At 38.2% G+C, this 22,832-nt stretch carries 20 protein-coding genes and 2 pseudogenes; 5 read left to right on the forward strand and 17 right to left on the reverse strand.

Annotated features, from left to right (window positions below; genetic code table 11):
• Nucleotides 1–20: 20 nt before the first annotated feature.
• The 4 genes and pseudogenes from AC1DVK_RS10450 to AC1DVK_RS10465 all read right to left on the reverse strand — a co-directional run.
• Nucleotides 21–1,367 carry a GntP family permease gene (locus tag AC1DVK_RS10450; RefSeq protein ID WP_089364303.1) on the reverse strand — a complete coding sequence of 449 codons (1,347 nt, stop codon included), beginning with the start codon at nt 1,365–1,367 and terminating at the stop codon, nt 21–23.
• Between the two features lie 18 nt (nt 1,368–1,385).
• Nucleotides 1,386–2,930 (reverse strand): gluconokinase, encoded by a 1,545-nt coding sequence (gntK, locus tag AC1DVK_RS10455; RefSeq protein ID WP_089364304.1) that lies wholly within the window; start codon nt 2,928–2,930, stop codon nt 1,386–1,388.
• A complete protein-coding gene (locus AC1DVK_RS10460; RefSeq protein WP_089364305.1) occupies nt 2,923–3,654 on the reverse strand; it encodes a GntR family transcriptional regulator in 732 nt (243 codons plus the stop codon). The genes gntK and AC1DVK_RS10460 overlap by 8 nt, the downstream gene beginning before the upstream one ends.
• 199 nt (nt 3,655–3,853) lie before the next feature.
• Nucleotides 3,854–4,019 (reverse strand): annotated as a pseudogene (locus AC1DVK_RS10465) (IS6 family transposase); the annotation flags it as partial.
• Between the two features lie 235 nt (nt 4,020–4,254).
• Between AC1DVK_RS10465 and AC1DVK_RS10470 the strand changes: the two are divergent.
• Nucleotides 4,255–4,386 carry a hypothetical protein gene (locus AC1DVK_RS10470; protein WP_286141071.1) on the forward strand — a complete coding sequence of 44 codons (132 nt, stop codon included), beginning with the start codon at nt 4,255–4,257 and terminating at the stop codon, nt 4,384–4,386.
• A gap of 47 nt (nt 4,387–4,433) precedes the next feature.
• On the opposite strand, the gene AC1DVK_RS10475 is transcribed toward AC1DVK_RS10470, so the two are convergent.
• The 3 genes from AC1DVK_RS10475 to AC1DVK_RS10485 all read right to left on the reverse strand — a co-directional run bounded on the left by AC1DVK_RS10475 (nt 4,434) and on the right by AC1DVK_RS10485 (nt 6,194).
• The gene (locus AC1DVK_RS10475) at nt 4,434–4,562 is read right to left on the reverse strand and encodes a hypothetical protein (RefSeq protein WP_477626435.1); all 129 of its coding nucleotides are present in this window, start codon (nt 4,560–4,562) and stop codon (nt 4,434–4,436) included.
• A gap of 519 nt (nt 4,563–5,081) precedes the next feature.
• Complete coding sequence (locus tag AC1DVK_RS10480; RefSeq protein ID WP_477626436.1) at nt 5,082–5,297, reverse strand: hypothetical protein; 216 nt, start codon at nt 5,295–5,297, stop codon at nt 5,082–5,084.
• 9 nt (nt 5,298–5,306) lie between these two features.
• Complete coding sequence (locus AC1DVK_RS10485; protein WP_477626437.1) at nt 5,307–6,194, reverse strand: LysR family transcriptional regulator; 888 nt, start codon at nt 6,192–6,194, stop codon at nt 5,307–5,309.
• A gap of 399 nt (nt 6,195–6,593) precedes the next feature.
• On the opposite strand from AC1DVK_RS10485, the gene AC1DVK_RS10490 reads away from it, so the two are divergent.
• Entirely contained in the window at nt 6,594–6,803 is a 210-nt protein-coding gene (locus tag AC1DVK_RS10490) for a hypothetical protein (protein WP_477626438.1), read from the forward strand.
• Between the two features lie 149 nt (nt 6,804–6,952).
• Nucleotides 6,953–8,149 carry an MFS transporter gene (locus AC1DVK_RS10495; protein ID WP_477626439.1) on the forward strand — a complete coding sequence of 399 codons (1,197 nt, stop codon included), beginning with the start codon at nt 6,953–6,955 and terminating at the stop codon, nt 8,147–8,149.
• Nucleotides 8,150–8,644: 495 nt separating this feature from the next.
• On the opposite strand, the pseudogene AC1DVK_RS10500 reads toward AC1DVK_RS10495, so the two are convergent.
• The 4 genes and pseudogenes from AC1DVK_RS10500 to AC1DVK_RS10515 form a co-directional block, all read right to left on the reverse strand.
• Nucleotides 8,645–9,189 (reverse strand): annotated as a pseudogene (locus AC1DVK_RS10500) (DUF1697 domain-containing protein).
• A gap of 94 nt (nt 9,190–9,283) precedes the next feature.
• Entirely contained in the window at nt 9,284–9,937 is a 654-nt protein-coding gene (locus tag AC1DVK_RS10505; protein WP_427089175.1) for a Vat family streptogramin A O-acetyltransferase, read from the reverse strand.
• 29 nt (nt 9,938–9,966) lie between these two features.
• Entirely contained in the window at nt 9,967–10,854 is an 888-nt protein-coding gene (locus AC1DVK_RS10510) for a Vgb family protein (protein ID WP_089363944.1), read from the reverse strand.
• A 574-nt stretch (nt 10,855–11,428) separates the two neighbouring features.
• Complete coding sequence (locus AC1DVK_RS10515) at nt 11,429–11,866, reverse strand: VOC family protein (RefSeq protein WP_061461207.1); 438 nt, start codon at nt 11,864–11,866, stop codon at nt 11,429–11,431.
• A gap of 358 nt (nt 11,867–12,224) precedes the next feature.
• Here AC1DVK_RS10515 and AC1DVK_RS10520 point away from each other — a divergent pair, with 358 nt between their 5' ends.
• Both AC1DVK_RS10520 and AC1DVK_RS10525 read left to right on the forward strand, forming a co-directional pair.
• The gene (locus AC1DVK_RS10520) at nt 12,225–13,460 is read left to right on the forward strand and encodes an IS110 family RNA-guided transposase (protein WP_477626440.1); all 1,236 of its coding nucleotides are present in this window, start codon (nt 12,225–12,227) and stop codon (nt 13,458–13,460) included.
• A gap of 377 nt (nt 13,461–13,837) precedes the next feature.
• Entirely contained in the window at nt 13,838–14,173 is a 336-nt protein-coding gene (locus tag AC1DVK_RS10525; protein WP_089364307.1) for a tyrosine-type recombinase/integrase, read from the forward strand.
• Here AC1DVK_RS10525 and AC1DVK_RS10530 read toward each other — a convergent pair.
• From AC1DVK_RS10530 to AC1DVK_RS10555, 6 genes are all read right to left on the reverse strand, one after another.
• Entirely contained in the window at nt 14,077–15,408 is a 1,332-nt protein-coding gene (locus AC1DVK_RS10530; RefSeq protein WP_061461206.1) for a peptide MFS transporter, read from the reverse strand. The genes AC1DVK_RS10525 and AC1DVK_RS10530 overlap by 97 nt on opposite strands.
• A gap of 508 nt (nt 15,409–15,916) precedes the next feature.
• Nucleotides 15,917–16,552 (reverse strand): response regulator, encoded by a 636-nt coding sequence (locus tag AC1DVK_RS10535; RefSeq protein ID WP_410862864.1) that lies wholly within the window; start codon nt 16,550–16,552, stop codon nt 15,917–15,919.
• A complete protein-coding gene (locus tag AC1DVK_RS10540; protein WP_477626441.1) occupies nt 16,549–17,853 on the reverse strand; it encodes a sensor histidine kinase in 1,305 nt (434 codons plus the stop codon). Before AC1DVK_RS10540 ends, AC1DVK_RS10535 begins: the two co-directional genes overlap by 4 nt.
• 591 nt (nt 17,854–18,444) lie before the next feature.
• On the reverse strand, nt 18,445–19,131 hold the full coding sequence (locus tag AC1DVK_RS10545) for a TetR/AcrR family transcriptional regulator (protein ID WP_089364310.1): 687 nt from the start codon (nt 19,129–19,131) through the stop codon (nt 18,445–18,447).
• A 300-nt stretch (nt 19,132–19,431) separates the two neighbouring features.
• Nucleotides 19,432–20,724, reverse strand: coding sequence for an MFS transporter (locus AC1DVK_RS10550; RefSeq protein ID WP_477626442.1), 1,293 nt, complete (start codon nt 20,722–20,724; stop codon nt 19,432–19,434).
• Nucleotides 20,725–20,750: 26 nt separating this feature from the next.
• The gene (locus tag AC1DVK_RS10555) at nt 20,751–22,796 is read right to left on the reverse strand and encodes a CocE/NonD family hydrolase (protein WP_477626443.1); all 2,046 of its coding nucleotides are present in this window, start codon (nt 22,794–22,796) and stop codon (nt 20,751–20,753) included.
• Between the last annotated feature and the right edge of the window lie 36 nt (nt 22,797–22,832).

A 22,832-nucleotide genomic window follows, 5' to 3' on the forward strand; every position in this document is an offset into this window, starting at 1 on the left:
GATTTACTGCCGGGAAAGGCCTATACAAATAAGCTTAGTAATAGAATAAACCCTAATCCGGCTACTGAAATAATCGTCTCAAGCAAGGTCCATGTTGCAAATGTTTCTTTCATGCTTAAACCAAAATACTCTTTAAACATCCAGAAGCCAGCATCGTTAACGTGTGAAGCGATTAAACTTCCCGCTCCTGTAGCAAGTACAACTAGAGCAAGGTTAACGTCAGTCTGACCTAACATCGGAATTACTAAACCAGCTGTCGTTAAGGCAGCAACGGTAGCAGATCCTAAGGAAATACGCAGGATTGCCGCGATGATCCAGGCAAGCAGGATTGGTGATAATGATGTTCCTTTGAATAATTCAGCTACATAGTCACCTACACCGCCATCGATCAATACTTGCTTGAAGGCTCCCCCGCCCCCTATGATTAAGAGCATCATTCCGATATGCAAGATTGCTGAGGTACAAGAATCCATAATATCTTTCATTGGAATCTTTCTTGCTAATCCCATTGAATAGACCGCAAATAATAAGGAAAGCAACATTGAAGTACCGGCTTCGCCAATAAAACGGATAGCTGCCAGTAAACCATTATCCTCAAATCCCATTGTTTTTTGCATCAAAGTGATAATCGTAGCAATTGACATTAATATAACCGGAAGTAAAGCGGTAAATACACTGATTCCAAATCCAGGTGTGTCTTCAAGTTTAAAAGATTTTTGTTCTCCTAAAGAGGCAATGCTGCCTGTTTTCGTAAATGAGTCAGGTACTAATCTTTTAGCTATCTTTGTAAATACTGGTCCAGCTAAAATAACGGTTGGTACCGCAATGATGAAGCCGTACAATAAAACCTGACCAATGTCTGCACCATATTCACCAGCGATAACGGTTGGCCCCGGGTGCGGCGGTAAGAAACCGTGAGTCACGGATAATGCCGCTACCATTGGAATACCAAGATATAATATCGAAACTTTTAATTCTCTTGAAATCGCAAATACGATTGGAATTAATAATACTAATCCCACTTCAAAAAATAACGCGATACCGATAATAAATGATGCTGCTACGACTGCCCATTGAATATTCTTTTCACCGAATTTTTTAACAAGGGTCATGGCAATGCGCTGCGCGCCCCCTGAATCTGCGATTAACTTACCCAACATCGCTCCAAGTCCAAAGATTAACGCTAAGTGACCAAGTGTTCCGCCTAATCCTGCTTCAATGGTTTTGACAATTCCATCAAGTGGCATCCCAAGTGCTAAAGCCACTCCAAACGACACAATGATTAAGGAAATAAAGGTGTTTAATTTTAAGCCCATTATTAAAATTAATAAAGCGACAATTCCTAAAGCGACAATAACTAATGGCATCGTAATTCCTCCATGTCTTTACTTTGCAGCATTTATTAAGTTTCTTTGATAATTCGCAACCTGTGTATATTCGTTTTCCAATACCCTTGATAGGTTAATAAAAATCGGCAGTAGTTGCCTATATTCTTTTACAGAATCAGCTATCGGTGTGTGCTTGTGGGTATTGCCTATCATTTCTGAAACTACTTCGAAGGACTCAATTTCCCCGGTGGCATATAACCCCAATATACAAGCACCCAGGCAGGAACTTTCGTAGCTTTCCGGAACCACGACTTCCGATTCGAAGATATCGGACATCATTTGCCGCCAAACAGCCGACCTAGCGAAGCCACCCGTCGCTTGAATTCGGGTCACGGGACCGTCCATGCATTCGGTTAAGGCTAAAAATACTGTGTATAAATTGTAAATGACTCCCTCTAGAGCCGCTCGAATCATATGTTCTTTCTTATGCGACAGTGTTAATCCGAAAAATGAACCCCGTACGTCCGGATTCCATAATGGTGCACGTTCACCTGCAAGATATGGATGGAATAACAATCCATCAGCCCCTGGTCTTACACGTTCGGCAATCTTGGTTAAAACTTCATAAGCGTCGATTCCGAGTCTTTTAGCTGTTTCTACCTCGGATGAAGCAAATTCATCGCGAATCCAGCGGAGGACCATCCCGCCATTATTTACCGGCCCGCCAATCACCCAATGCTTTTCCGTTAAAGCATAGCAAAAGATTCTTCCTTTTTCGTCTGTTTTCGGCTCGTCAATAATCGTACGAATCGCACCGCTTGTCCCAATCGTGACAGCGATTTCACCTTTCCGGATAGCGTTTACACCTAGATTTGAAAGAACACCATCACTTGCCCCAATGACGAAAGAGGTTTCTGGGTCAATCCCAATTTGTTTGGCTAAATCCGGATCACAGTTGTTAAAAATCTTTGTTGTTGGTACGAGCTCAGATAATTGATCACGCGTTATTCCAGCAATTCTTAGGGCTTCCTCATCCCAATCCAAATTTTTAAGATTCAGCATGCCCATGGATGACGCAAGGGAATAATCGACAACATATTGATCAAAGAACTTTTTAAAGATATATTCTTTAATCCCGATGTACTTTTTAACATTTGTTGCAATCTCTGGGCATTCATTTACAATCCAGGTGATCTTGGATAATGGTGACATCGGGTGTATAGGTGTTCCGGTTCGTTTGTAAACTTCATGCCCATCTAATTCATCTTTTATTTTATGGGCCCAAGCTTCACTGCGATTATCTGCCCAAGTGATACAAGGGGTTAGCGGCTGGTCATTTTCATCCATAGCTATAACACTATGCATCGCACTGCTAAATGAAATAAATGATAGTTTTTTATCTGAATGCTGTTTCGTTATATTTGAAAAGGCTTTCAAAACAGCCTGAAAAATCTCCTCAGGGTCTTGTTCCGCCGTTGTCATATCAGGTGTGTAAAGAGGATAACCAATATTCTCTTGCTGAATGACATCGCCTTTTTTCGTAAATAAAATAGCTTTTGTACTTGTTGTACCGATATCTACACCTAACATATAGCTAGTCATTTTCTTGTTCGACCCCTTTTGAAAGCATCTGTTGGGACATCCATAAGTCTTCAACTTTCTCTTGAACATCATCAAAATTTTTATGTAACGACTTAATCATAAGGTCTCGATCTTTTGTTTTGATCGCATCAATATAAAGTTGATGATTATTTATGATCCGTGTAAAGTCTTCATACTTTTCTTTAAAACGACTCCGCATGGATAGAAGAATCAAACTTTCCATCACAGATTTTAAATTATCCCAGATCATCAGGATGTAGGAATGATTGATGGACCGAATAATTGTTTCATGGAATATGACATCCTGATTGGAAAACTCATCAGCATCTCGGTATTTTATGGAAATTTTCATCATTTCTAATATTTTACTAAGTTCCATTACTAATTCATTCGTGTCCATTCTTACTAGCCGTTCAAATACAAACGTCTCGATCAGTAAACGCACATCATAAATTTCTGCATATTCTTTTTCTGTTAAACCAATGACAACCGCACCCATTCTTTCTAATCGGATGATATTTTCAGATGCCAGTATTTTTAACGCTTCACGAATGGGTGAGCGGCTAACACCGAAATCAGCAGCTAATTTATTTTCGGATAGGATGGTACCGCTTTCAATCATACCCGAAATAATACGCATTCTAAGTTCGGATGTTACACGATCACCAGCTGAAGCTTTTGAAAGCCATTTTACAGGATAAAGAAATTCCTTTGATTCGACCATAAATTCACCTTCTAATAGAGTTCAAGTACACTTGTATACAAGTATTATAATCAAAAAAATTAATAATGCAAGCGCTTTTTTTTGAATTTAACTAGATTCTCGTTAATAAAAGTCAAAGTTTATTGGGGAGTTTGGAAGGTTCTAGTGCAAAAATAATGAAATAGAAACATAGAATGGTAATATCCTGTTAACTTTAGGATTAAGCACCTACTCCGAACAACTTATGAATCCCAAATCAACCTCATTTTGTGCAGACTTTGCCTGTTGATGAGATTGATTTTTTTAAACCATACGCTTACTTCGATACCACTCAAAATATAGGTGGCTGTTCGAAACGATTTCATTCCCAACATGGAATTTTGTCTTCACTGACAACAAATAAGAAAAGGCCTCCCGTCAGTAGACTGTGGGAGGCCTTCTACTTTAAAGATATTCACATGTTAGGTGAGCATTCATTTCTGAATCCTCGTTAAACCCCTATATTAAGGGATTTAAGCGATGATTACATATCTATGTCGCCTTCATCATACTGGGCGTCAACCTCTGGGTTATAGTAAATCAGTTACATACACTGTTAATTTCTAAAGGAGGCATAATAACATGAATGAAACACATGTGAATTGGTTTGATGTAGGATATCAAATTACTATATTCATATTCATGGTTGCTTTAATTTCTTTCATTGTCTATTTGGTAAAAAGAAAAAAGCGTAATAAAAAATCTAACTCTTAATATCCAAGTTTAGAGATATAGTGGCTCAAGACACACTGGAAACGCCTTTAAGGCGGTGAAATATAGCCAAAGTTTTTCTTTACTTCACCATCGATATCGAAATCAGGCAGTTCCCGTAAACAACCATCTCCTAATGCCCCTTCCAAAAACTCCCTGTTTTTATCATTCGAGGCCATCCAGTGTTCGCATTGAGCAATGGTGGCTAGTTCTTTTAGATGGAATTGTGCTTTTGAATGAAGAGAAAGGCTTTTCGTATCGATCGGAGAAGAAATTCAATCCTAGTTATTCTGATAATAACCGCTAACCACTGGTATTCAAAAAGTCCCGCAAGACTTCATTCTGCGGGACTTTTTTGTAAGATGCCTTTCTCTTATCAAGGACTATTTTTTATTTTGTGGTTCTGGAAGCATGGTAGAGATGGATAAAGGATAGAGGACATTAACACCAGGAATTAAAGATTCTAATGTCCTCTAATGCTTAACCAAAAAGAATTTTATTATTTCCGCTAAAGTTTAAATGTAAAAGTTACAGGTGTCTTGGGGTTACCCGTTATTCCAGAATATGGCCCAATTGTTGAATAAAGATCAGACAGCACTCTTCAACTAAACTGCCCCGATAGTTCCATAACAAAAAGAGCTGCCAAAGCAACTCTCTTATTGAAGTAAAGCACCCGTTAGCTGAATAAGAACTTTTGTTTAATTCTCATGTTCCTTTTCCTTTTTCAGCCTTAATAATACATCTGGTTCAGGGATGCTATTGAACATTTTTATTAGTGCATCTACACATTTATCATTTGTAAAGCCTCCGTTTCCACCATGTACCATTTCTACATAAGAGGCAGTAATCATTAAAAGGGTTTTAGCACCTGACTCGTCAACCGTTAGTGCAACAAGCCCTTTACTAAAAATCAAGTCAGAGCGTTATGTCACTGACTTGATTATATTCTTTTTTAAATAGTGAACGAATGGATGCTCGTTCTCATCCATTTTCCTCGTACAAATAAACAAACTTTGATTGACTTCCGCCTGCTCCACAAATACTCGGGCAAGTCTTCCTTGTGCTAATGCTTCAATTACGCTGCAGGCTGGCGCGAGTAACATTCCGAAACCTGCCTCCACAACTTTGATCGATTCGGGTAAGCCTTGCATTTGTAAGCCTAATTTCGGTAACGGGCAATTATGGTTATAAAAAATCGCCTCTAACAAATCACGCGTTGAACTACCTCGTTCCCTATAAATAAAATCATGCTCACTTAAATCAAAAATCGTCACCTCTTTATTCGCTAAAGGATGCGATGGATGTACAACAAACCAAAATGGGACATCTAGTATTTTCTCGAAGTGTAAATCTTCATGACCGATGTTACTTTGCACAACAAAGCCAATATCGTTTTCGTAATTTAGGAGTCGACGCTCAACAGATTGTACATTCCCTAAGGATACATATACATCGACATCTGGATTTTCTAGTTTATAACCAGCAATTATAGGCGGTAAAATATAATTCATTGCAATAATGGCGGAAGCAATTTGCACTTTCTGCTTCTTTTCCAAAAATGTTTTAAATTTTTCATCAATCTGTTCTTCTAAATGAAACAAACGTAATCCTTGCTCAAAAAGGAACTCACCTTCAGATGTGAGCTGAATTCCTCTTCCCTTGCCAGTGATTAATTTGACCCCGATTTCCCGCTCTAGTTTTCGAACCTGAGCTGTGACAGCAGGCTGACTAATATGTAGTAAATTCGCCGCTTCGGTTATGCTCCCTAGTTTAGCGACATTTGTAAAAATTCGTAACGTATGTAAATTCATTTCTTCACCCACTCATAATTTAAATTTATGAATAAACAAAAATTTTGTATTTGTCTTATGAATAGTATAGCAGTAATTTAAGTGTAGGGGGATTGGAAAACTTGTTTTGTAATAGCTATTAATCGATGGTCTCTTAGTATTTGGAATTGGCGTTCTTGCTTCCATTATTGGTGTCATGTTTGCAACTGAAGGATTCGTTATTAGTTGGTATACCGATTTATGCGACAGTTGCAGTGAATAAATTTGCAACGGGCGTGTCTACAACGTCAACATTCTCTTTATTAATTTTATTAGAGTTGTTTATGTATGACATTACTCTTGTTTGTTTTGTTCTCAATAAGTTAATCAAAGGAGCTATCCTATAATTATGATTCTCTTTTCAATCGAGGAGGAAAAAAGATGAATTGTAAATGTTATACAAAAGAGGTGCAGTTTTGGCAAGACGCAATAGAATATGCTCTAAAATTACGTACGGTATATAGCGATCCAATAATCGTCACAAAAGCAGGGCAGGAATTTGAAGTTATTATTGTTACTACATTTTGTGAAACACATTCAATTATGGTTTTATTACCTGTGTATTTTCCAAACATCGTACACACTATGTAGAATAAACACAAGTATCCAGATTTGAAAAGTGTCATTCATGGAGCAAAATAATATCCATTTATACCCTAAGATTATCCCTACCTCAATTGAAAAAACGCGGGTGAGGCATCGACAAATTAAATGATATCGCAATGAGAGGAGTGCAAGTCTTGGAAAATGTCTCGAAAGTAATCGTTAAAGGAAAAGAACCCCTATACAGAAGGGGAATATTTACCTTCAGTTCTGCTCATTTTTTAAATGATTTAGTGACCACAGGGATGGTCCCGGCATTAGTTGTACTTTATAAAAACGAGTTTCACCTTAACTTTACCCAATCCACTTTAATAGTGTTGATGTGCTATTTAACGTCATCCGTTTCTCAACCGTTTTTGGGCATGTTGGCAGATCGGAAGCCTCGTGCCTGGCTGTTCCCAGTTGGATTGTTTTGCTCCATTATGGGGATTGCTTTGACAGCACTGGCACCTTCCCTTCCTTGGTTGCTGCTGTTTATTTCCATTTCCGGTCTTGGTTCCGGCGTGTTCCATCCGGAAGCCTCACGGGCAGTCCACCTCGCGTCTGGTACGAAAAAAGGTCTTGCCCAAGCTATTTTTCAGGTAGGCGGTAATTCCGGACAAGCCTTGGGACCCTTATTAGTTGCGCTCTATATAATTCACTCAGGGATTCACGGACTATTATGGTTCATTCCCTTAGCGTTCTTATCCCTTGGATTAACCGGACAGATTTTGCCTTGGTTAAGTCAAAAATTAGAGTTTGTTAAAGTTGATAATAATAAACAATTAACAGGTAACAACAATTATCTAGGAGCAACTCTGCTTTCCTGTGTCATCATCCTGCGTTCATGGTGCCAGGTTGGGGTTGTGGTCTTTTTGCCATTTTACCTGCACAACTTATCGATCCAGCAGTCTCAAATCCTCAGTTTCGTTTTTGTCGGAGCAGGTGCACTCGGGACATTCTTTGGCGGAGTTCTTGCAGATAAACTAGGAATGAAACGTTTACTTGTCAGCTCCATGTTGATTGCAACACCGTTTGCCCTTATTTTTCCTTATGTACATGGGGTGTTGTCGGTTCTTGTTTTGCTCTTATTTGGATTTAGTGTTCTTTCTACTTTCTCGATCAGCGTGGTTTTTATGCAGCTCATGCTTCCCAAGAACATTGCTCTTGCCTCCGGACTTTCGATTGGATTCGGCGTGGGAGCTGGAGGGATTGGTTCTGTTTTTATGGGAGGAATATCGGACATCTTTGGAGTGACAACTGTGTACACGATACTCTCGGTTCTTCCGCTTGCCGGCTCCCTTATTGCTGTCTTTTTACCAAATGATCGGAAAGAAGAGAACCAGGTAGCTTAAACGTATGAAAAACTTGAAATTTCCCCAGTTTTTCTTGTTCTATTGTTTTGGAATAAAGTTAAATTAAAAAAGTCTAGTCAATCCATATTTAAAAACAAATGCAAAAAACTCTATTTTGAAAAAAGATTTATCAAAATAGAGTTTTCCATATTCCTAAGGATGAGACTATTATAAAAAAGTTTGATTATTTCTACTTGTGGTGCTTCACAATCCCTCAGTTATTAAACTAAAGCACCCGTTAGTTCATTAAGAAAAGCGAACCTTATTAAAGAATCGCGCCCTATTGTTGAAGATCGATTAATTTAATTCAACTGGTGTTTATTGCAGAACTTTCATAAAGTGTCTTATCGGCAAAAAAAGGTTGGATATCTAAAAAAGCACCTAACCTTTTTTGTTACCATAACGAGTGTTATAGGCCCAGTGACAGGGTTCTGATAGTTATCCGTCAGATAGTTTCCAATTACTAGAAAATAATTCTTGCTAGTATCATGTAATTCACACCTCTGCAGCTTGCATAAGTTCGTATATTTTGCGAGTTGTATTTACATTTCTGATTGTTATTTGTTGGTATGGCTTTGAACCAACGAGTTTAGTCATACCGGATTTGGTAATGTTTTTTTTTCAACCGACCATAGAATGGCTCCATGAACGTATTTCACCGTATCAATTTCTGGTTTGATGACCAGCTTATTAAGCACTGACTCATCATCAATTTCGTCCCATAAAAACAGCACATCGCTTCTCATCTGTTGGTCGTTCGTCCATGACTCTGGAAGGGAGTGTATGACTTTTTTAAAATCATCAAAACTACGGACTAAAACTTTGATTTGTAATCCGAAGTTTGTATGTATAGCCTCTTCTAAAATATGGGATATTGTTGTTTTTGATTGGCCATTCACTGTGAAAATAATATTACCTGAATTGATATATGTAGCTACAGAGCTCATACCCACTCGTTCAAAAGCTTGTTTAAGCAACTTCATGTTAATTTTATTTTTCCCACCAACATTGATTCCCCTAAGCAGTGCGACATAGACCATGATAATCCTCCTATTAGTTTGCATTTTATATAAAACATTTGACGGATTAGAGCAAGAACACTGTCACTGGGCCTTATAGACAGTTTTTATTTTGTCATATTTTATTTTTCAGGTTTTCTAAATTGTCTATATCTCCATTTACTATCAAACCAATATGATCGGAAATAACTTCAATATCTAAATCCCACCATTTTATTTCTAGCAATTTGCTAATGATTTCTTCTGAGAAACGGGTATTAATTTTCTTTGCAGGATTTCCTCCGACAATTGTATATGGTTCCACATCTTTAGTAATAACTGATTTGGCTGCTATAATAGCACCATCACCTATATTGATTCCAGGCATAATGACCGTATCCATCCCAATCCAGACGTCATTTCCAATTATCGTATCCCCTTTAAACGGCAATTGATCTAGCGTTGGTGTGTATTTCTCCCAACCTTGTCCAAAAATATTGAACGGATAAGTGGAGAAGCCATCCATCCTATGATTAGCTCCATTCATAATAAACGTCACACCGGGTGCTATGGCACAAAATTTCCCTATAACAAGCCGATCACCAAAAAATTCGTAATGATACAAGACTTGATCTTCAAAGGATTCTCCATTTTTTGCATCGTAATAAGAATATTCACCTGCAATAATATTTGGTCTAATAATTGTATTTTTAATAAATTGTAAAATATTATTTCCTTTAATCGGATATTTATCTGTAGGATTCGGTCCATGTTGCTTATTTGATTCCATGGATATCCACTGCCTTTCTTTCAGGATTTTTATAATAAACTTAGCCGACCTATTTTATTACACTCCTCAGCGAACCAAATGGCACCATCAGGTCCTAATACAATTCCATGTGGCTCCGCATTTTGTGTAGGAATTAGATACTCCGTGATTTTACCTTGCATTGTAATTCGGCCAATTTGATTACTTCCCCATTCAGTGAACCATAAAGCACGGTCAGGCCCTGTTACTATTGCGTGTGGACGAGCATGTGCAGTAGGGATGGTATATTCACTTATTGTTCCAGAGGTAGTAATTCTACCGATTTTATTTTCGTTAATTTCCACAAACCAAAGTGCATCGTCCGGTCCACTTGTAATACCTACAGGACCAGCATGTTTTGTTGGCAAAATGTAATTAGTCACTTCTCCGAGCATCGTAATCCGACCAATTTGATTACTCTGATTCTCAGTAAACCAGATGGCACCGTCAGGTCCAGCAACAATAAAAGAGGGATAGGAGCCAGCATTCAGTAAATCATACTGAATAATTTCACCTGATGGTAATATACGCCCTATTCTATTTCCATTCATTTCGGTAAACCAAATGTCTCCATTGTGTCCTTCAGTTATTCCAAAAGGTGCTGAATTTGGACTCGGGAGAGTATATTCGATGATTTCACCTGTTACTTTCAGTTTTCCAATTTTATTCGCCCTATTTTCCGTAAACCATACATCACCCTGAGTTGTGGAGATTATAGATAGCACACCTGCATTGGGTGTAGGAACAACGAAATGAGTGACTTCACCGTTAACAGTCATTCGACCAATTTGATTTGCTTTATGTTGTGTAAACCATAGCGCACCATCTTTTCCAGCAGTTATTCCATAAGGGCCTGAATCTATATCAAGAAGTTCGTATTCGTCAATTTTTATCCCCACTATAATCCTCCTTCCTCTTGTATAAAGTTCTTCTAGTAATTCGTTATAAAATGATTGAATTCCTGCGAAAAAGGTCTTGCATACTCTATTCATATTAAGTTAACATAATTAATCTAACAGAAGTTTCCCCTCACAAACCCCCTTGGGCGCCAAGAACCTGTCACAATCTATTATTTTTTCAGGATCTTATCATTGTTAAATCAACGTTTGTGCACACTCGCGCACCTGGTAGCCGTATAAAAAAGTGGGATTTTATGCAACTTCTTATTCAAGAAAATGGCCCTTTAATGGGATAACATGACTGACGTTTTTAAACAACTTTATTATGTTTTAAATTTAATGTCACTTAACAGTATTCCTTATGGAACTATCCTGCCCCGTTAGTTGTATAAAGGAGTATCGCCAACATTTCGGAAATTTTGTACGCTAAGCAAATTCAAACATAAAAAAGTCGAATTCCCTGTACGTTAAGGAACCGACTTTTTTATTTGACTTCTTCAAGTAAAGCACCCGATAGTTTAAGAAGAAATCTTTAAAGTTGGAGGTCTAAATCATTTAAAGTCCCATTCAATATTTATCTGATTTTCTCCGCCAACTCTAAAATAATTCCCTCTGGACCACGAACGTAGCATAACTTATAACTTTCTTCATATTGCTGTATCTCACTAAAGATTTCCGTGCCTTTCTTTTTCAATTTTGCAACAATAGCTTCAATATCTTCAACAGCAAAGCAAATATGTCGGATACCCAGCGTATTTGCCAAAGGTTGCTGAATATCTTTTTCATCTGACGGCGTATAAAATTTGACTAGCTCTATCCATGCCTGACCATCTGGCATCCCCAATCCTACACATGCCGTTTTAACATCATTAAGCCCAACTATTCTGTCCAACTGTTCTCCATCCAATTCCCATTCCGCTTGTACTTCAAGTCCTAAATCAAGAAAAAACGCTTTAGCCTCTGAAAGATCATTTACGTTTATACTCACATGATCTATTCTATTGATCTTCATATCTCATACCTCCTATATTCCTGTTATTTTCAATACCTGTATTCGTGTAAAGTTTGTTTGAAATTCTAATTCGCTTAAAACAGAAAATATCCTTCTTCAACAAACCTGCCCCTTCGTATTATAAAGGTCAGCCAGTTATTTCTGGTTGAACAATTTTTATATCGATATATGATAACGGTAGCCGGGGTAGAACGTACCTGCCCTTGGGGCTTGGAACCCGTCAACTAAACAGTTCACCCCCTACTTGTAGAAACATGATTAGGCTGGTTGGGACTATGATCTCGTATAACAAGCGAAGCTATGATACTACTAGAAGGATTAAGGGGTACCGGCAATATTCTTTAGGAGGAGATAATAAATGAATCCAGTTGTTGGTCTGGATGTAGCGAAAGGTGAAAGTCAGGTTCAAGCATTCTTGGAGAAGAAGAATCCTTATCAAGGCAGTTTTAAAGTTACGCATACCATTGAGGGACTAGAAACACTCTTTCACTTTCTGAGAGAAATAGAAAATATATCGGGGATCAAACCTCCGATTGTATTGGAATCTACGGGGCATTATCATACGCCCGTTGTACAGTATTTTGAGGAGAGAGGTTACTTATTAATTATCGTTAACCCACTCATTTCTTATCGTGCGAAGAGCTCTAGTTTACGAAAAGTAAAGACAGATATAATCGATGCACGTCACCTCTGCGAGCTGTACTATAAAGAGGATTTAGAGCCTTATAAAAAACGAGGGATACAACTCTTAAATCTTCGTAATCTTTCAAGACAACACGCAAATATAACAAGTATCTATGTACAAACAAAACTACAGTTCCAGGCTGTTCTTGATCAAGTATTTCCTGAATATAGAGGGGTTTTTGGAGATTTGTATTCGGTTGTTTCTTTGCTTACTCTATTAGAATTCCCTACTTCTGAAGACATAACAGCAGTCGATGAAGAAACTGTAGCAAATAGGATTAATGAACTTTGTCCAAGTCGTTCTAGAAAGTGGGCGAATACACAGGCAGAGAAACTTATGGCTGCCTCAGCTCGAAATCCTTTTCAGAGAACCTTATATCAGAGTCACATTTTAAGCCTAGAGATGTATATAAAAATGCTTCTAGAATACCAAAAGCACCTATCAAAATTTGAAGACGAGATAAATGCTTTGGCAAAAGAAATTGAAGAATATAAGATTATCCAATCCATCCCTGGAATCGGTAAAAAAATCGCGGCAACGATTATTTCTGAAATTGGAGAGATTGATCGGTTTAATCACCCTAAAAAACTAGTGGCATTTGCCGGAATCGATCCAAGAATCTTTGAATCAGGTAAATTTAAAGGCACAGTAAATCGGATTACCAAAAGAGGTTCTGGTAGACTACGACATGCCTTATATATGGCCGTTCGTTGTGCCATTCGTGATTGTCGCAAAAAGAAAACGACAGATGAAATCATCCCTCGGAACAAGAGATTACGAGGGTTCTATGATAAGAAACGTGAAGAAGGAAAGCCCTTTAAAGTAGCTGTGATAGCATGTGCCAATAAGCTTCTACATTGGATTTGTGCACTATTACAAAACAACTCGATTTTCCAAGATCTAGCCTAGTTTAAAAGTATAACTAAATAGTACAAAACTTTCCAAATACAGTTCATTGGAAGGTTATTTGGCATGCGCAAATTTAGTATAGCATGAAATATTTTAAGTTCATTGAAAAATGTTGACAAACTATTAGCTGGTTTAGTTGCATAATCGAGTAGGGAGAAAATAAGTTTATTTTCGCCCCTCTCACAACACCGTACGTACGGTTCGCGTATACGGCGTTTCAATTTATATCACAGTGTGTACTTTTAGATAATGTTCTAAAGCAGAGGACACAAGCGTGAGCAGATGGAATTGAAAATGAAACAACGGTTAGTATATGAGGATCAAGATTTCATTTTTGCTGAAAACATCGGGCATCCAAGGGTTATGAAGCAAGTGGTATTGCGTTTACAGCGTTTAATGAAGCATTTGGATGTAGACAAGCACATCACTCCACACAGCTTAGACATACCCACACATCCCTTCTCATTGAAGCTGGGGCAGGCGTAAATGAGATTCAAGAAAGATTAGGGCATTCAGACATAAATACACCAATGATATTCCACAAAGCACGGCCATATACAAAAAAGCTCGACCCAAAAGGCACATTATATGCCTTTTGGGTCAGCTCCTTTTCTCATTATTTCATCAGCTTTGCTACTGGCTTCGAAAGAAGCAATAGTACAATACCTAAACCAATTGTTACAAAACCAATTACACTGAAGATTTCCAGGTAACCTAAAGACTGCGTATATGCAGCTAATTGGCCGGCTACCATATTAGCTACCGCGGAACTTGCCAGCCATACTCCCATTAGAAGAGAGGCAAGCTTGATTGGAGCAATTTTGCTTACCATTGATAAGCCAACTGGTGAAATCATTAATTCGGCTAATGTATGAAGGAAATACGTTACAATCATGAACAGGATATTTACTTTCAGCGCTGTATCGTTTCCTGTATACATAACAGCAGGAAGCAGTACTAAGAAACCTAAACCAACAGTGACCAAACCAAGAGCCATCTTCGTTGGAGTTTTTAAGTCACCGCGTTTTGAGCTGCCAAGCTTGTACCATAAAGCAGACATGATTGGCGCTAAAATCACGATGAATAATGGGTTCAATGATTGGAACCAAGCAGTCGGAACCTCAAAACCAAATACAGTCCGATCAATTTGGTCATTAGCGTACAATGTCAATGAACTTCCTGCCTGCTCGAAAGCGGCCCAGAACGCAATAACGAAGACTGCCAAAATCACGATTGCCGCTGTACGTTTTTGTTCTCTTTTCGTTAACGGTGCAGCTGACTTTTGACCAGCTGTAACTTCCGGTTTACCAGTAGGTTCTTTACCGATATCGCCTAAATAACGATTGCCTAATAAGTTGAAAACTAACTGCCCTACAATCATGCCAATTGCTGCTGTCAGGAACCCATATTTATAGCTCATAAGTCCAACTATTAATGGTGCGAAGAAAGCCCCAACGTTAATACCCATATAGAAGATGGTGAAAGCTCCATCACGACGCGGATCGTTGTCTTCATAAAGATCACCAACAATTGTCGAGATGTTTGGCTTGAAGAAACCATTACCGATAATCAATAAACCAAGACCAATGTAAAGCGCCGTCAAACTCTGACTTGCGAATAGCGAAAAGTTACCAAGCGCCATTAAAATGCCACCAATCGTAATCGCCAATCTTCTGCCTATGAAACGGTCAGTTAAGTATCCGCCAATCATTGGCGTAATATAAACGGCACCAGTAAAGAATCCGTATATGCCCATAGCCGTAGATTTGTCGACTCCAAGCCCGCCGTTTACAACAGTTGCCGTTAAGTAAAGAACAAGGATTGCCCTCATTCCGTAATAACTGAAGCGCTCCCATGCCTCAGTCGCGAACAGCATATACAATCCAAGAGGATGCTTTTTCCTGGACGGGTTTGGCTGCTGAACTTCTTCTTTTAATAGTGCTTGCATAATAAAGTCCTCCTCAATATGGTTGAATATTAAACCATCCACCAATCGTTTACATTCACAATATAATTGTATTTTTTTATTAGATCTAACGATGAAGGTCACCCAACCCATCTTCAGTAAGCGTTTTCATTTCCGATCTTGTCTCCGGTGCAAAATGAATCAGATAGCAAACTTCCAGAATGTTCGGTGTTTACACTATATTTTCGTGTTTATTTTGATAACATTTAAGGCTACACCAGTACCGAGTCAACGTTCTTAGTCCACTAACAATGTCACCCCTCTGTGTAATCAATCTCTCTAAATGAAAAAATTCTTATTGCTTGAAAAAGGAGGTTCAATGAAAGTATGTAAACTTTCAAGAATATTTAGTGTTGTAAAATAATTTTATATTATCAGAAAATATAAAAATACAGAAAAAAAAGAAAAAAAGTCTTGCTGGATTAGCGGTCTGTGCAGCAACAGAGGCCCCCATCATAATAAAAAAACTGCCTTGTATTAAGGCAGTTTCTTAGTCAACAATCCATTGATATAAATTTTTCGGTCTTCCTATTTTTTGATAACTCACAATAATTTCCACTTTTCCTTCATCAAGTAAATGCATAATATAGCGATAGACGGTCGGATAAGCCAAACCAACTTCTTTAGAAATTGTATCAACAGAAAAAGGTTCACGATTAGAATGTAAAAAATCACTAATGTGACGAAGTGTTCTCTTACTAATTCCCTTTGTAACAAATACATCCTTTTCTTCACTGAATTTTTGCTGCGTAGCTGATTGAGTTAATTTTGCAAGGCGGGCATGCAGTTGAATTCTTGAAATCAAATCAGGCGCTTTTACGGGCTTTAAGGCAAAATCCGTTGCGCCTGCTTCAAGAAAGCGATCAGCAATTTCCTGTCGTTCATCGACTGTCAATACAAGAATCGGAACATCAGCATTAAGGGTACGGAGCTCACCCACCGTTTTTATTCCGTCCATTTCCGGCATATGATAATCAACTAAAACAACATCTGCTCCTTTTTCTGCAAACACATTTAACCCTTCTTTTCCGTTGTTAGCCGTATCTACATTCCAGCCGGCAAATTCACAAATTTCACTTAGCATATATTGAATTGATGCATCATCATCAATGACTAAAATGTTCATCTTGACACACTCCTCTCGGCTAGTTTAATCCAAATTGTTGTCCCGTGTCCAAGCTTGCTGTCAATTTCTAAAGATGCACCATGCCCTTTAGCAACTTGTCGTACGAAAGCTAATCCCATCCCTGGATGCGATTTCGTACTGAACCCAGCTTTCCATATTTTCTCCTGCTCTTTAGGTAAAATCCCTATCCCATTATCTGATACGCCCAACCAAAGTTCATTTTCATAGTTTTTCACATTAAGCAAAATCTTGCCATCTTCCACTCCATTCACTGCATCGTAAGCATTGTCAATTAAATTCACTAATGCCCTTGTCATTCGGATTTTATTAATGAAAATTTTAATTTCAGGATCTGTTTGAAAGTCTACCTTCAGATTAAGATTTGTCCCGCTCAGTCTGCTTGCTTCGACATATTCAACTAAATCTTTTATACGGCACCAATGTTTTTTATCATCATATAAAATCTCAGAAATCATGTCGCTAACGGAATGAATCGATGCTGAAATCTTTTGACAATACTCTTTAATTTTAGAATCGTCCACCTTCAAACTAATTAAAGAATTTAGCCCCTCAATTGCTGTGAGAGGCGTTTTTAAATCATGGACCAGATAGAGCGCTTCCCGTCCTGACCTTGACTGCATCGCTTCTAATTGCGCATAATGAAGTTCTTGCTTTATCCGCCACTTTTGTTCAGCTAATGAAAAATACACAGCTAAAATAACAGCATTAATAACAAAAATTAAACACAAAGTTAAACTGTACAATGTTAAAGATTGCTCAAATCCAACTTGAACTGCAATATCTTTTAATTCCATTGAAAGCGACCCTTGGCCAAATCCATATTGGGATAAAGAAGGAATCTCATTCAGCCATTCAATCCCAAAGATTAATTGAGAACAAATAATTGATTTAATAATTGGCTTTAGCCTATCCTTTTCAAAGGCTTGCAATAATAAGATTGCGAACAACAATAACAACGCATAGGCGCTAAATGAGTATGTTAATGAATAATAAGCATTTATCACGATATAGTCGAGAGGAATAACAATAAGAGGAATGATGATTTTTAACCATGGACGGTTTAAACGAGCAGCGATTTCGTCTCCCAACAGCAGTGCACCAATATAATGAAACAAAGCTAAAACTGTATTTAAAGACACTAACAAAAAAACGGCAAGCATTAACTTATTTCCCGTTTCTTCACCTTCTCTTAATGAAATAAGCAAATCAGTAAGACCAATTTCGTCAGGGCCCAACCACGATAATAAGAATACCCCGAATAACATTACACCAATTTTCATCCATATTGTCCAAGACTTCATAAGACTAGATATCATAATCATTTCACCTTTAATTGCTTATAGAATAGAATGATGACCATTCTTTCATTTCGAATTTATTTTAAGTTCATATATACCCTTCCATTATACGCAATTCATCGTACTTATGAAAATTACAAAAAATGGGTTATGGCGCAAAGATTCGAACATCTTTGTACATAAAAAGGGCTTCAGATTGGCTGTATAAAAAACACCCTTAGAAAGGATATTGGACACAAAAATTTGGATTATTGATGTTTGTTATAGTAATTTTGTCTTGAACTGTTTTCTAACGTCATTTTTAACTGAGGTTTTATTTCATTCACGGATGGCAAATATTCAATAGGTATGTCCCCGTTTCAACGACCTAAGTTATTCAAGGAAAGGGCACGTTTCTGGGGCAAGAAATGCGCTCTAAGGGCGAGTGCCTTTGCATTAGGAAGATTATTGAAGGTAAACAAGAAATAATAAAATATTATCCCAAGCCTTCTCGATCAATAGGGTTAAGGCTTTTTCGATGTCGCTAGGAAAACAAATATAAAGTAATTTTTATTTGTCAAATGGTAGAGAATGCTACTGCTGATTGGCATGATCTTTTTTAAAATGAAAGAGATTTGCGTTGTGTACAATCTCTGTTATATAGTTCATGGTGATTTTTGCAGCCGTTTGAAGATCGTAGCTTTTGCGATTATTTAGAACATTCGTAAACATTCCCTGCCATACTAAAATGGTCAATTCATTAATCGCATCAACGTTTTCCTCTTTAATGTAGCCCTCTCTTAGTGCAATTTCTAAAAAGGATCGCCCTCTTTTTGACACATTACGTTCGAATAGGATAGTCTTTAATTCTTCAGGAATGTTAATCAAATCAGACGGATAGATTTTATAATAGTCTTCGAGCAGCTTTTCAGGTTGATCAGCTAGGTCCATAATAAAAACAGCATGGAAAATTTGTGGTTGCTGAAAAGAGTGATTACAAAAACATTCCCATGCTAATAAGTACTTTTCAATTGGGTCTTTTCCTTTTTCAATATAAACAGCTACCTCATCTGTGTAGCATTTCAAGAATTTCATTGAAGCGAAAAAAATCAAATGGGAGACCTCAGAAAAGTAGTTATAAATGGTAGCGCTATTATAGCCCGCTTTATCCGCAACTTTCCTTATTGTTACATTCTCTAAACCTTCCTCTTCGATAATTTCGGCAGTTGCGTCCACAAAGTATTTCCACATGCGGCCCATTTGTATTTCTTTTTTTTTCATATCTATTCCCCTCACATTTTTAAAAAAGATATAGGTCCATTTCAATCACTGAACCCTATAAAACATAGCTTTCAGTATTCTTATCTATATATTATTGGGGCGTGCTAATCAATAAAGTGCTTAAGGTTAAATTATACCAAACTATGGCATGGAAGCCGAAAGAACATTAGCCCACCATGGAAACGTATAAAAATAGAAAGCTGGCAAAAAACAAAACGTTTATCGCCAGCCTTTTTACATTTTGGGGGATCTTTAAGAAAACCCAATTATTCTATCACTTGGGTACCCCCTTGCCTTTTGCTAACTAGCTTTCATTTCTCTCTTAAGGAGCGAAATCTCTTTTCGTTTTTCTTTCGTTACTCTTTGCCAAATTATAGCCGTAATCAACCCAACAATCGTCAAGCCTAATAAAATTGTAAATAATACCTTATAACCGTCTGTACCACTCCAGTGGTCCAAACAAGCACCTGCAACAATTGGCATAAAGATTTCTCCGCTATACCCAATAATCATCAAGGGCATGGCAACTGTTCCTGTTGTTTCGACAGGATAGTCTCCTTCCACCAAAATAGCGAAGTGCGTTGCCTGTAATGCATACATTGATATATAAATAATCGCTATAAAAACTAACAGTAATAAGATGAAAGAAGGCTTTCCGGGTAATACGATGAGAGCAGCTAAACCGATTGCCAGAACACAGTAGCCAATTATGACCATATTCGAAATACCAATTCGATCCCCGATAATCCCAGAGCCGAAACTTCCGATTGGGCGACAATATTGTGAAAAGTAACCCAAAGCAGCGGCAATTATTGTTGAAGCACCAAAGGCGGCCGTTGCATAAGGCGTAATATAATAGAAACTATTAATCATCGCATAAGACGTTAAAATAAGAATGGCTGCCAACCAGGTTGTTGGCATTTTAAGAATCCTCAAAAGTATTGCCCAATCAAATTTTTTATCCTCCTTTTCTTTTATTTCATCACTACTGTTGTTACCATCTGGTTCCTTATAAAGTAACATAATCATAAACCCTAAAAGAATACACATCACGGAATAAAAAATAATCACAGAAGACAATGCCAGCTTGTCACTCAGTTGCTTTGCTAAAATGGCGAAGAGTCCTAATACCAAAGCAGATTCGATAACTTTGGCAGCTCCGCGTCCGCCTTCAAAAAAGCCGAATGCCTTTCCTTGTTCATTTTCAGATGCTAACGAACGGACGGCTTTTATTAACGCTACCCAAAAGGTCATGATGGATGTTATTCCCCAAGCTGCATAGATTAGCAGCAACACAGGGTAAGGGGGATACAATAGTAAAGTAAAGCCTAGAATCCCTGTCGCAAATAAAGATATGGACAACAAGTGCTTCGTTCTCCATCGATCTGCCACATACCCTCCAAAGATATAGGAAATCAAACAGCAAACTCCATAAGCACTGCCAAGCGTACCCATTTGTGTATTGGTTAAGTGAAAGGCATTTAAGAATACATCATAATAATAGTTTCGAAAATAAGGCAATGTATAAATCATTTCACCTGCAATGATTAATATGACTAGAGTAGGTACATTTTTCCTTAGTTTACCTTTCATCTCTTTTCTCTCCAATCCCTGGCTTTTTAAAGTCCTGAACGCTTAATCTTTTGATCCCACTTCTTATGGAATGCCGGTCGGCCGTTTTCTTTAACATTCATTTCCCCAACAATCATAAAGCTTTCTGCATCAGAAGTTTGCGTAACGGTAATGTCAGCTTCAATCCACCAACCCTCACGTCCAATCCTCATTTTTTGACAAATGGTATATTTCGCCGAAAGAGGATTAGCATTGCTTAATGTCAACTCTCGTCTCAAATTGTGTTCAACCGTAACATCGATGTCATCAAAGCGATAGACCCCTTCACCAAATACCCCTCCTACACCATCGGTTATGCAAGTCCATGTGTCCGTTAAAATATCGTATGAAATGGAACGATCAACCTTTCCCTCTGAAAGTATAGTTGTCGGAGTTAATGGCGCGCTTTGAGGACTCATATTCGGTCCAGATACCCGGCTTCCTTTAAAGATTGGTAATGAAAACTTTGCGGTTTCAAGATTCAGAGTAAGTGTTGCATCCTCAGGCATTGGCCAAAACATTGGCCAAAAAGTTGTTGCAATAGACAAACGTATCCGGTGCCCGGCTTTAAACTTATGCCCGCAACAGTCTAAATTAACAAATGCATTTACCTTTTCACCAGGGGTTAACAAGTCTACTTGATCATGTCCATTTAAATGGGTTAAATTCATTACTCCATAAGAAACACGGGTAACGGCTCCATCTGGTGCCACATCTGATAGTTGTGCAAAGAGCATTGCCTTTGGCCTGTCACTTGTGATTTGTACTTCAAATCTTGGATAACCAACTATTTCTAATGGGTCTTCTAAGACATCCCCTTCAAATACCATCGCCATACCATCATCCAATCGTTGGTCTGACGGACTTTCCCCCGGTACTCCGGCACCCATCCATTCACCTGATAAAAGGCCGTGATTTAAAGGTGTTTTTAATAACGCTCGCTCTTCTGTTTCATCTCTTTCTTCTAGCAATTTACCATGAGTCAATTGATAAGTTTGCGTTAGCACTTCATTTGATGGCCAGGAATCGAGTCCCACCCACTCTCCTTTACTTACTGGTTTAATGGATGAAGGAGGCATACTTTCCTCAAGCCATACATTCACCATTGGTCCATCCATCGCATCGTTCTCTTTTCCTTTTAGCCAATGGTCCCACCATTTAACAGCTTCTTGCAAAAAGCCCATTGCTGGTCCTGGAACTCCATCATGAGGGTATACGTGTGCCCAAGGGCCAATAATCCCCTTTCTGGGAACTGAAAGCCCTTTCATTAAACTTAATACGGTATTCGTATAAGAATCTTCCCAACCATCGATTGCTAGAACTGGGACTTCAATGTCATCGTAATTTTCACAAACTGATCCATGCTTCCAATAAACATCTCTCGTTTGGTGCTCCATCCATTGCGCCATCCATAAAGGCATTTCCTCTAATCTTTCCAGCCATTTTTCACGCCAGCTATCCCCAACTATATGAGGGTCAAGCGGACGCGCCTGATAGGCCAGCATAATGGCCCCCCACCAGAAATTATCATTTAAGAGGCAGCCGCCTTTATAGTGGATATCATTGTTATACCGGTCATCGGTAAACCCGAGTGTAATAATTGCTTTTAAATTTTGGGGTCTTCTGGCTGCAACTTGAAGGGAATTAAAGCCCCCCCATGATTTACCCATCATACCGATATTTCCATCACACCAATTTTGCTTTGAGATCCAATCAATAACTTCCAGAGCATCATCTTGTTCTTGCTTTAAATATTCATCCCTTAGCAGACCATCGGATTCTCCCGAGCCTCTCATATCCACTCTGACAACTGCATATCCATGCCCGGCAAAATAACCATGCATCGGTTCATCTCTTGCCCTTGTACCGTCTGTTTTCCTGTAAGGAATATACTCTAAAATGGCAGGTACTTTTTGCCCTTCCCTAATCTCAGGCAACCAGATACGACTTGAAAGTCTAGTTCCATCTTTTAAAACAATCCAAGTGTTTTCAATGGTTTGAAATGCATAAGGAAAATTAGTGATAATTTCTTTTTCTTTATATTCTGTTGACACTTTTCATCCTCCTCTTACTCATTTTCATCCGCCGTA

This window comes from Peribacillus sp. P4_B1, from assembly GCF_056402395.1.

Coding starts and splice junctions, on each gene's coding strand:
- AC1DVK_RS10545 (WP_089364310.1), bottom strand. CDS start 19,131: ATGAAAAAAAAAGAAATACAAATGGGCCGCATGTGGAAATACTTTGTG.
- AC1DVK_RS10475 (WP_477626435.1), bottom strand. CDS start 4,562: ATGGCCTCGAATGATAAAAACAGGGAGTTTTTGGAAGGGGCATTAGGA.
- AC1DVK_RS10515 (WP_061461207.1), bottom strand. CDS start 11,866: ATGAAGATCAATAGAATAGATCATGTGAGTATAAACGTAAATGATCTT.
- gntK (WP_089364304.1), bottom strand. CDS start 2,930: ATGACTAGCTATATGTTAGGTGTAGATATCGGTACAACAAGTACAAAA.
- AC1DVK_RS10540 (WP_477626441.1), bottom strand. CDS start 17,853: ATGAAAATTGGTGTAATGTTATTCGGGGTATTCTTATTATCGTGGTTG.
- AC1DVK_RS10490 (WP_477626438.1), top strand. CDS start 6,594: ATGAATTGTAAATGTTATACAAAAGAGGTGCAGTTTTGGCAAGACGCA.
- AC1DVK_RS10470 (WP_286141071.1), top strand. CDS start 4,255: ATGAATGAAACACATGTGAATTGGTTTGATGTAGGATATCAAATTACT.
- AC1DVK_RS10450 (WP_089364303.1), bottom strand. CDS start 1,367: ATGCCATTAGTTATTGTCGCTTTAGGAATTGTCGCTTTATTAATTTTA.
- AC1DVK_RS10460 (WP_089364305.1), bottom strand. CDS start 3,654: ATGGTCGAATCAAAGGAATTTCTTTATCCTGTAAAATGGCTTTCAAAA.
- AC1DVK_RS10505 (WP_427089175.1), bottom strand. CDS start 9,937: ATGGAATCAAATAAGCAACATGGACCGAATCCTACAGATAAATATCCG.
- AC1DVK_RS10530 (WP_061461206.1), bottom strand. CDS start 15,408: ATGCAAGCACTATTAAAAGAAGAAGTTCAGCAGCCAAACCCGTCCAGG.
- AC1DVK_RS10520 (WP_477626440.1), top strand. CDS start 12,225: ATGAATCCAGTTGTTGGTCTGGATGTAGCGAAAGGTGAAAGTCAGGTT.
- AC1DVK_RS10550 (WP_477626442.1), bottom strand. CDS start 20,724: ATGAAAGGTAAACTAAGGAAAAATGTACCTACTCTAGTCATATTAATC.
- AC1DVK_RS10485 (WP_477626437.1), bottom strand. CDS start 6,194: ATGAATTTACATACGTTACGAATTTTTACAAATGTCGCTAAACTAGGG.
- AC1DVK_RS10535 (WP_410862864.1), bottom strand. CDS start 16,552: ATGAACATTTTAGTCATTGATGATGATGCATCAATTCAATATATGCTA.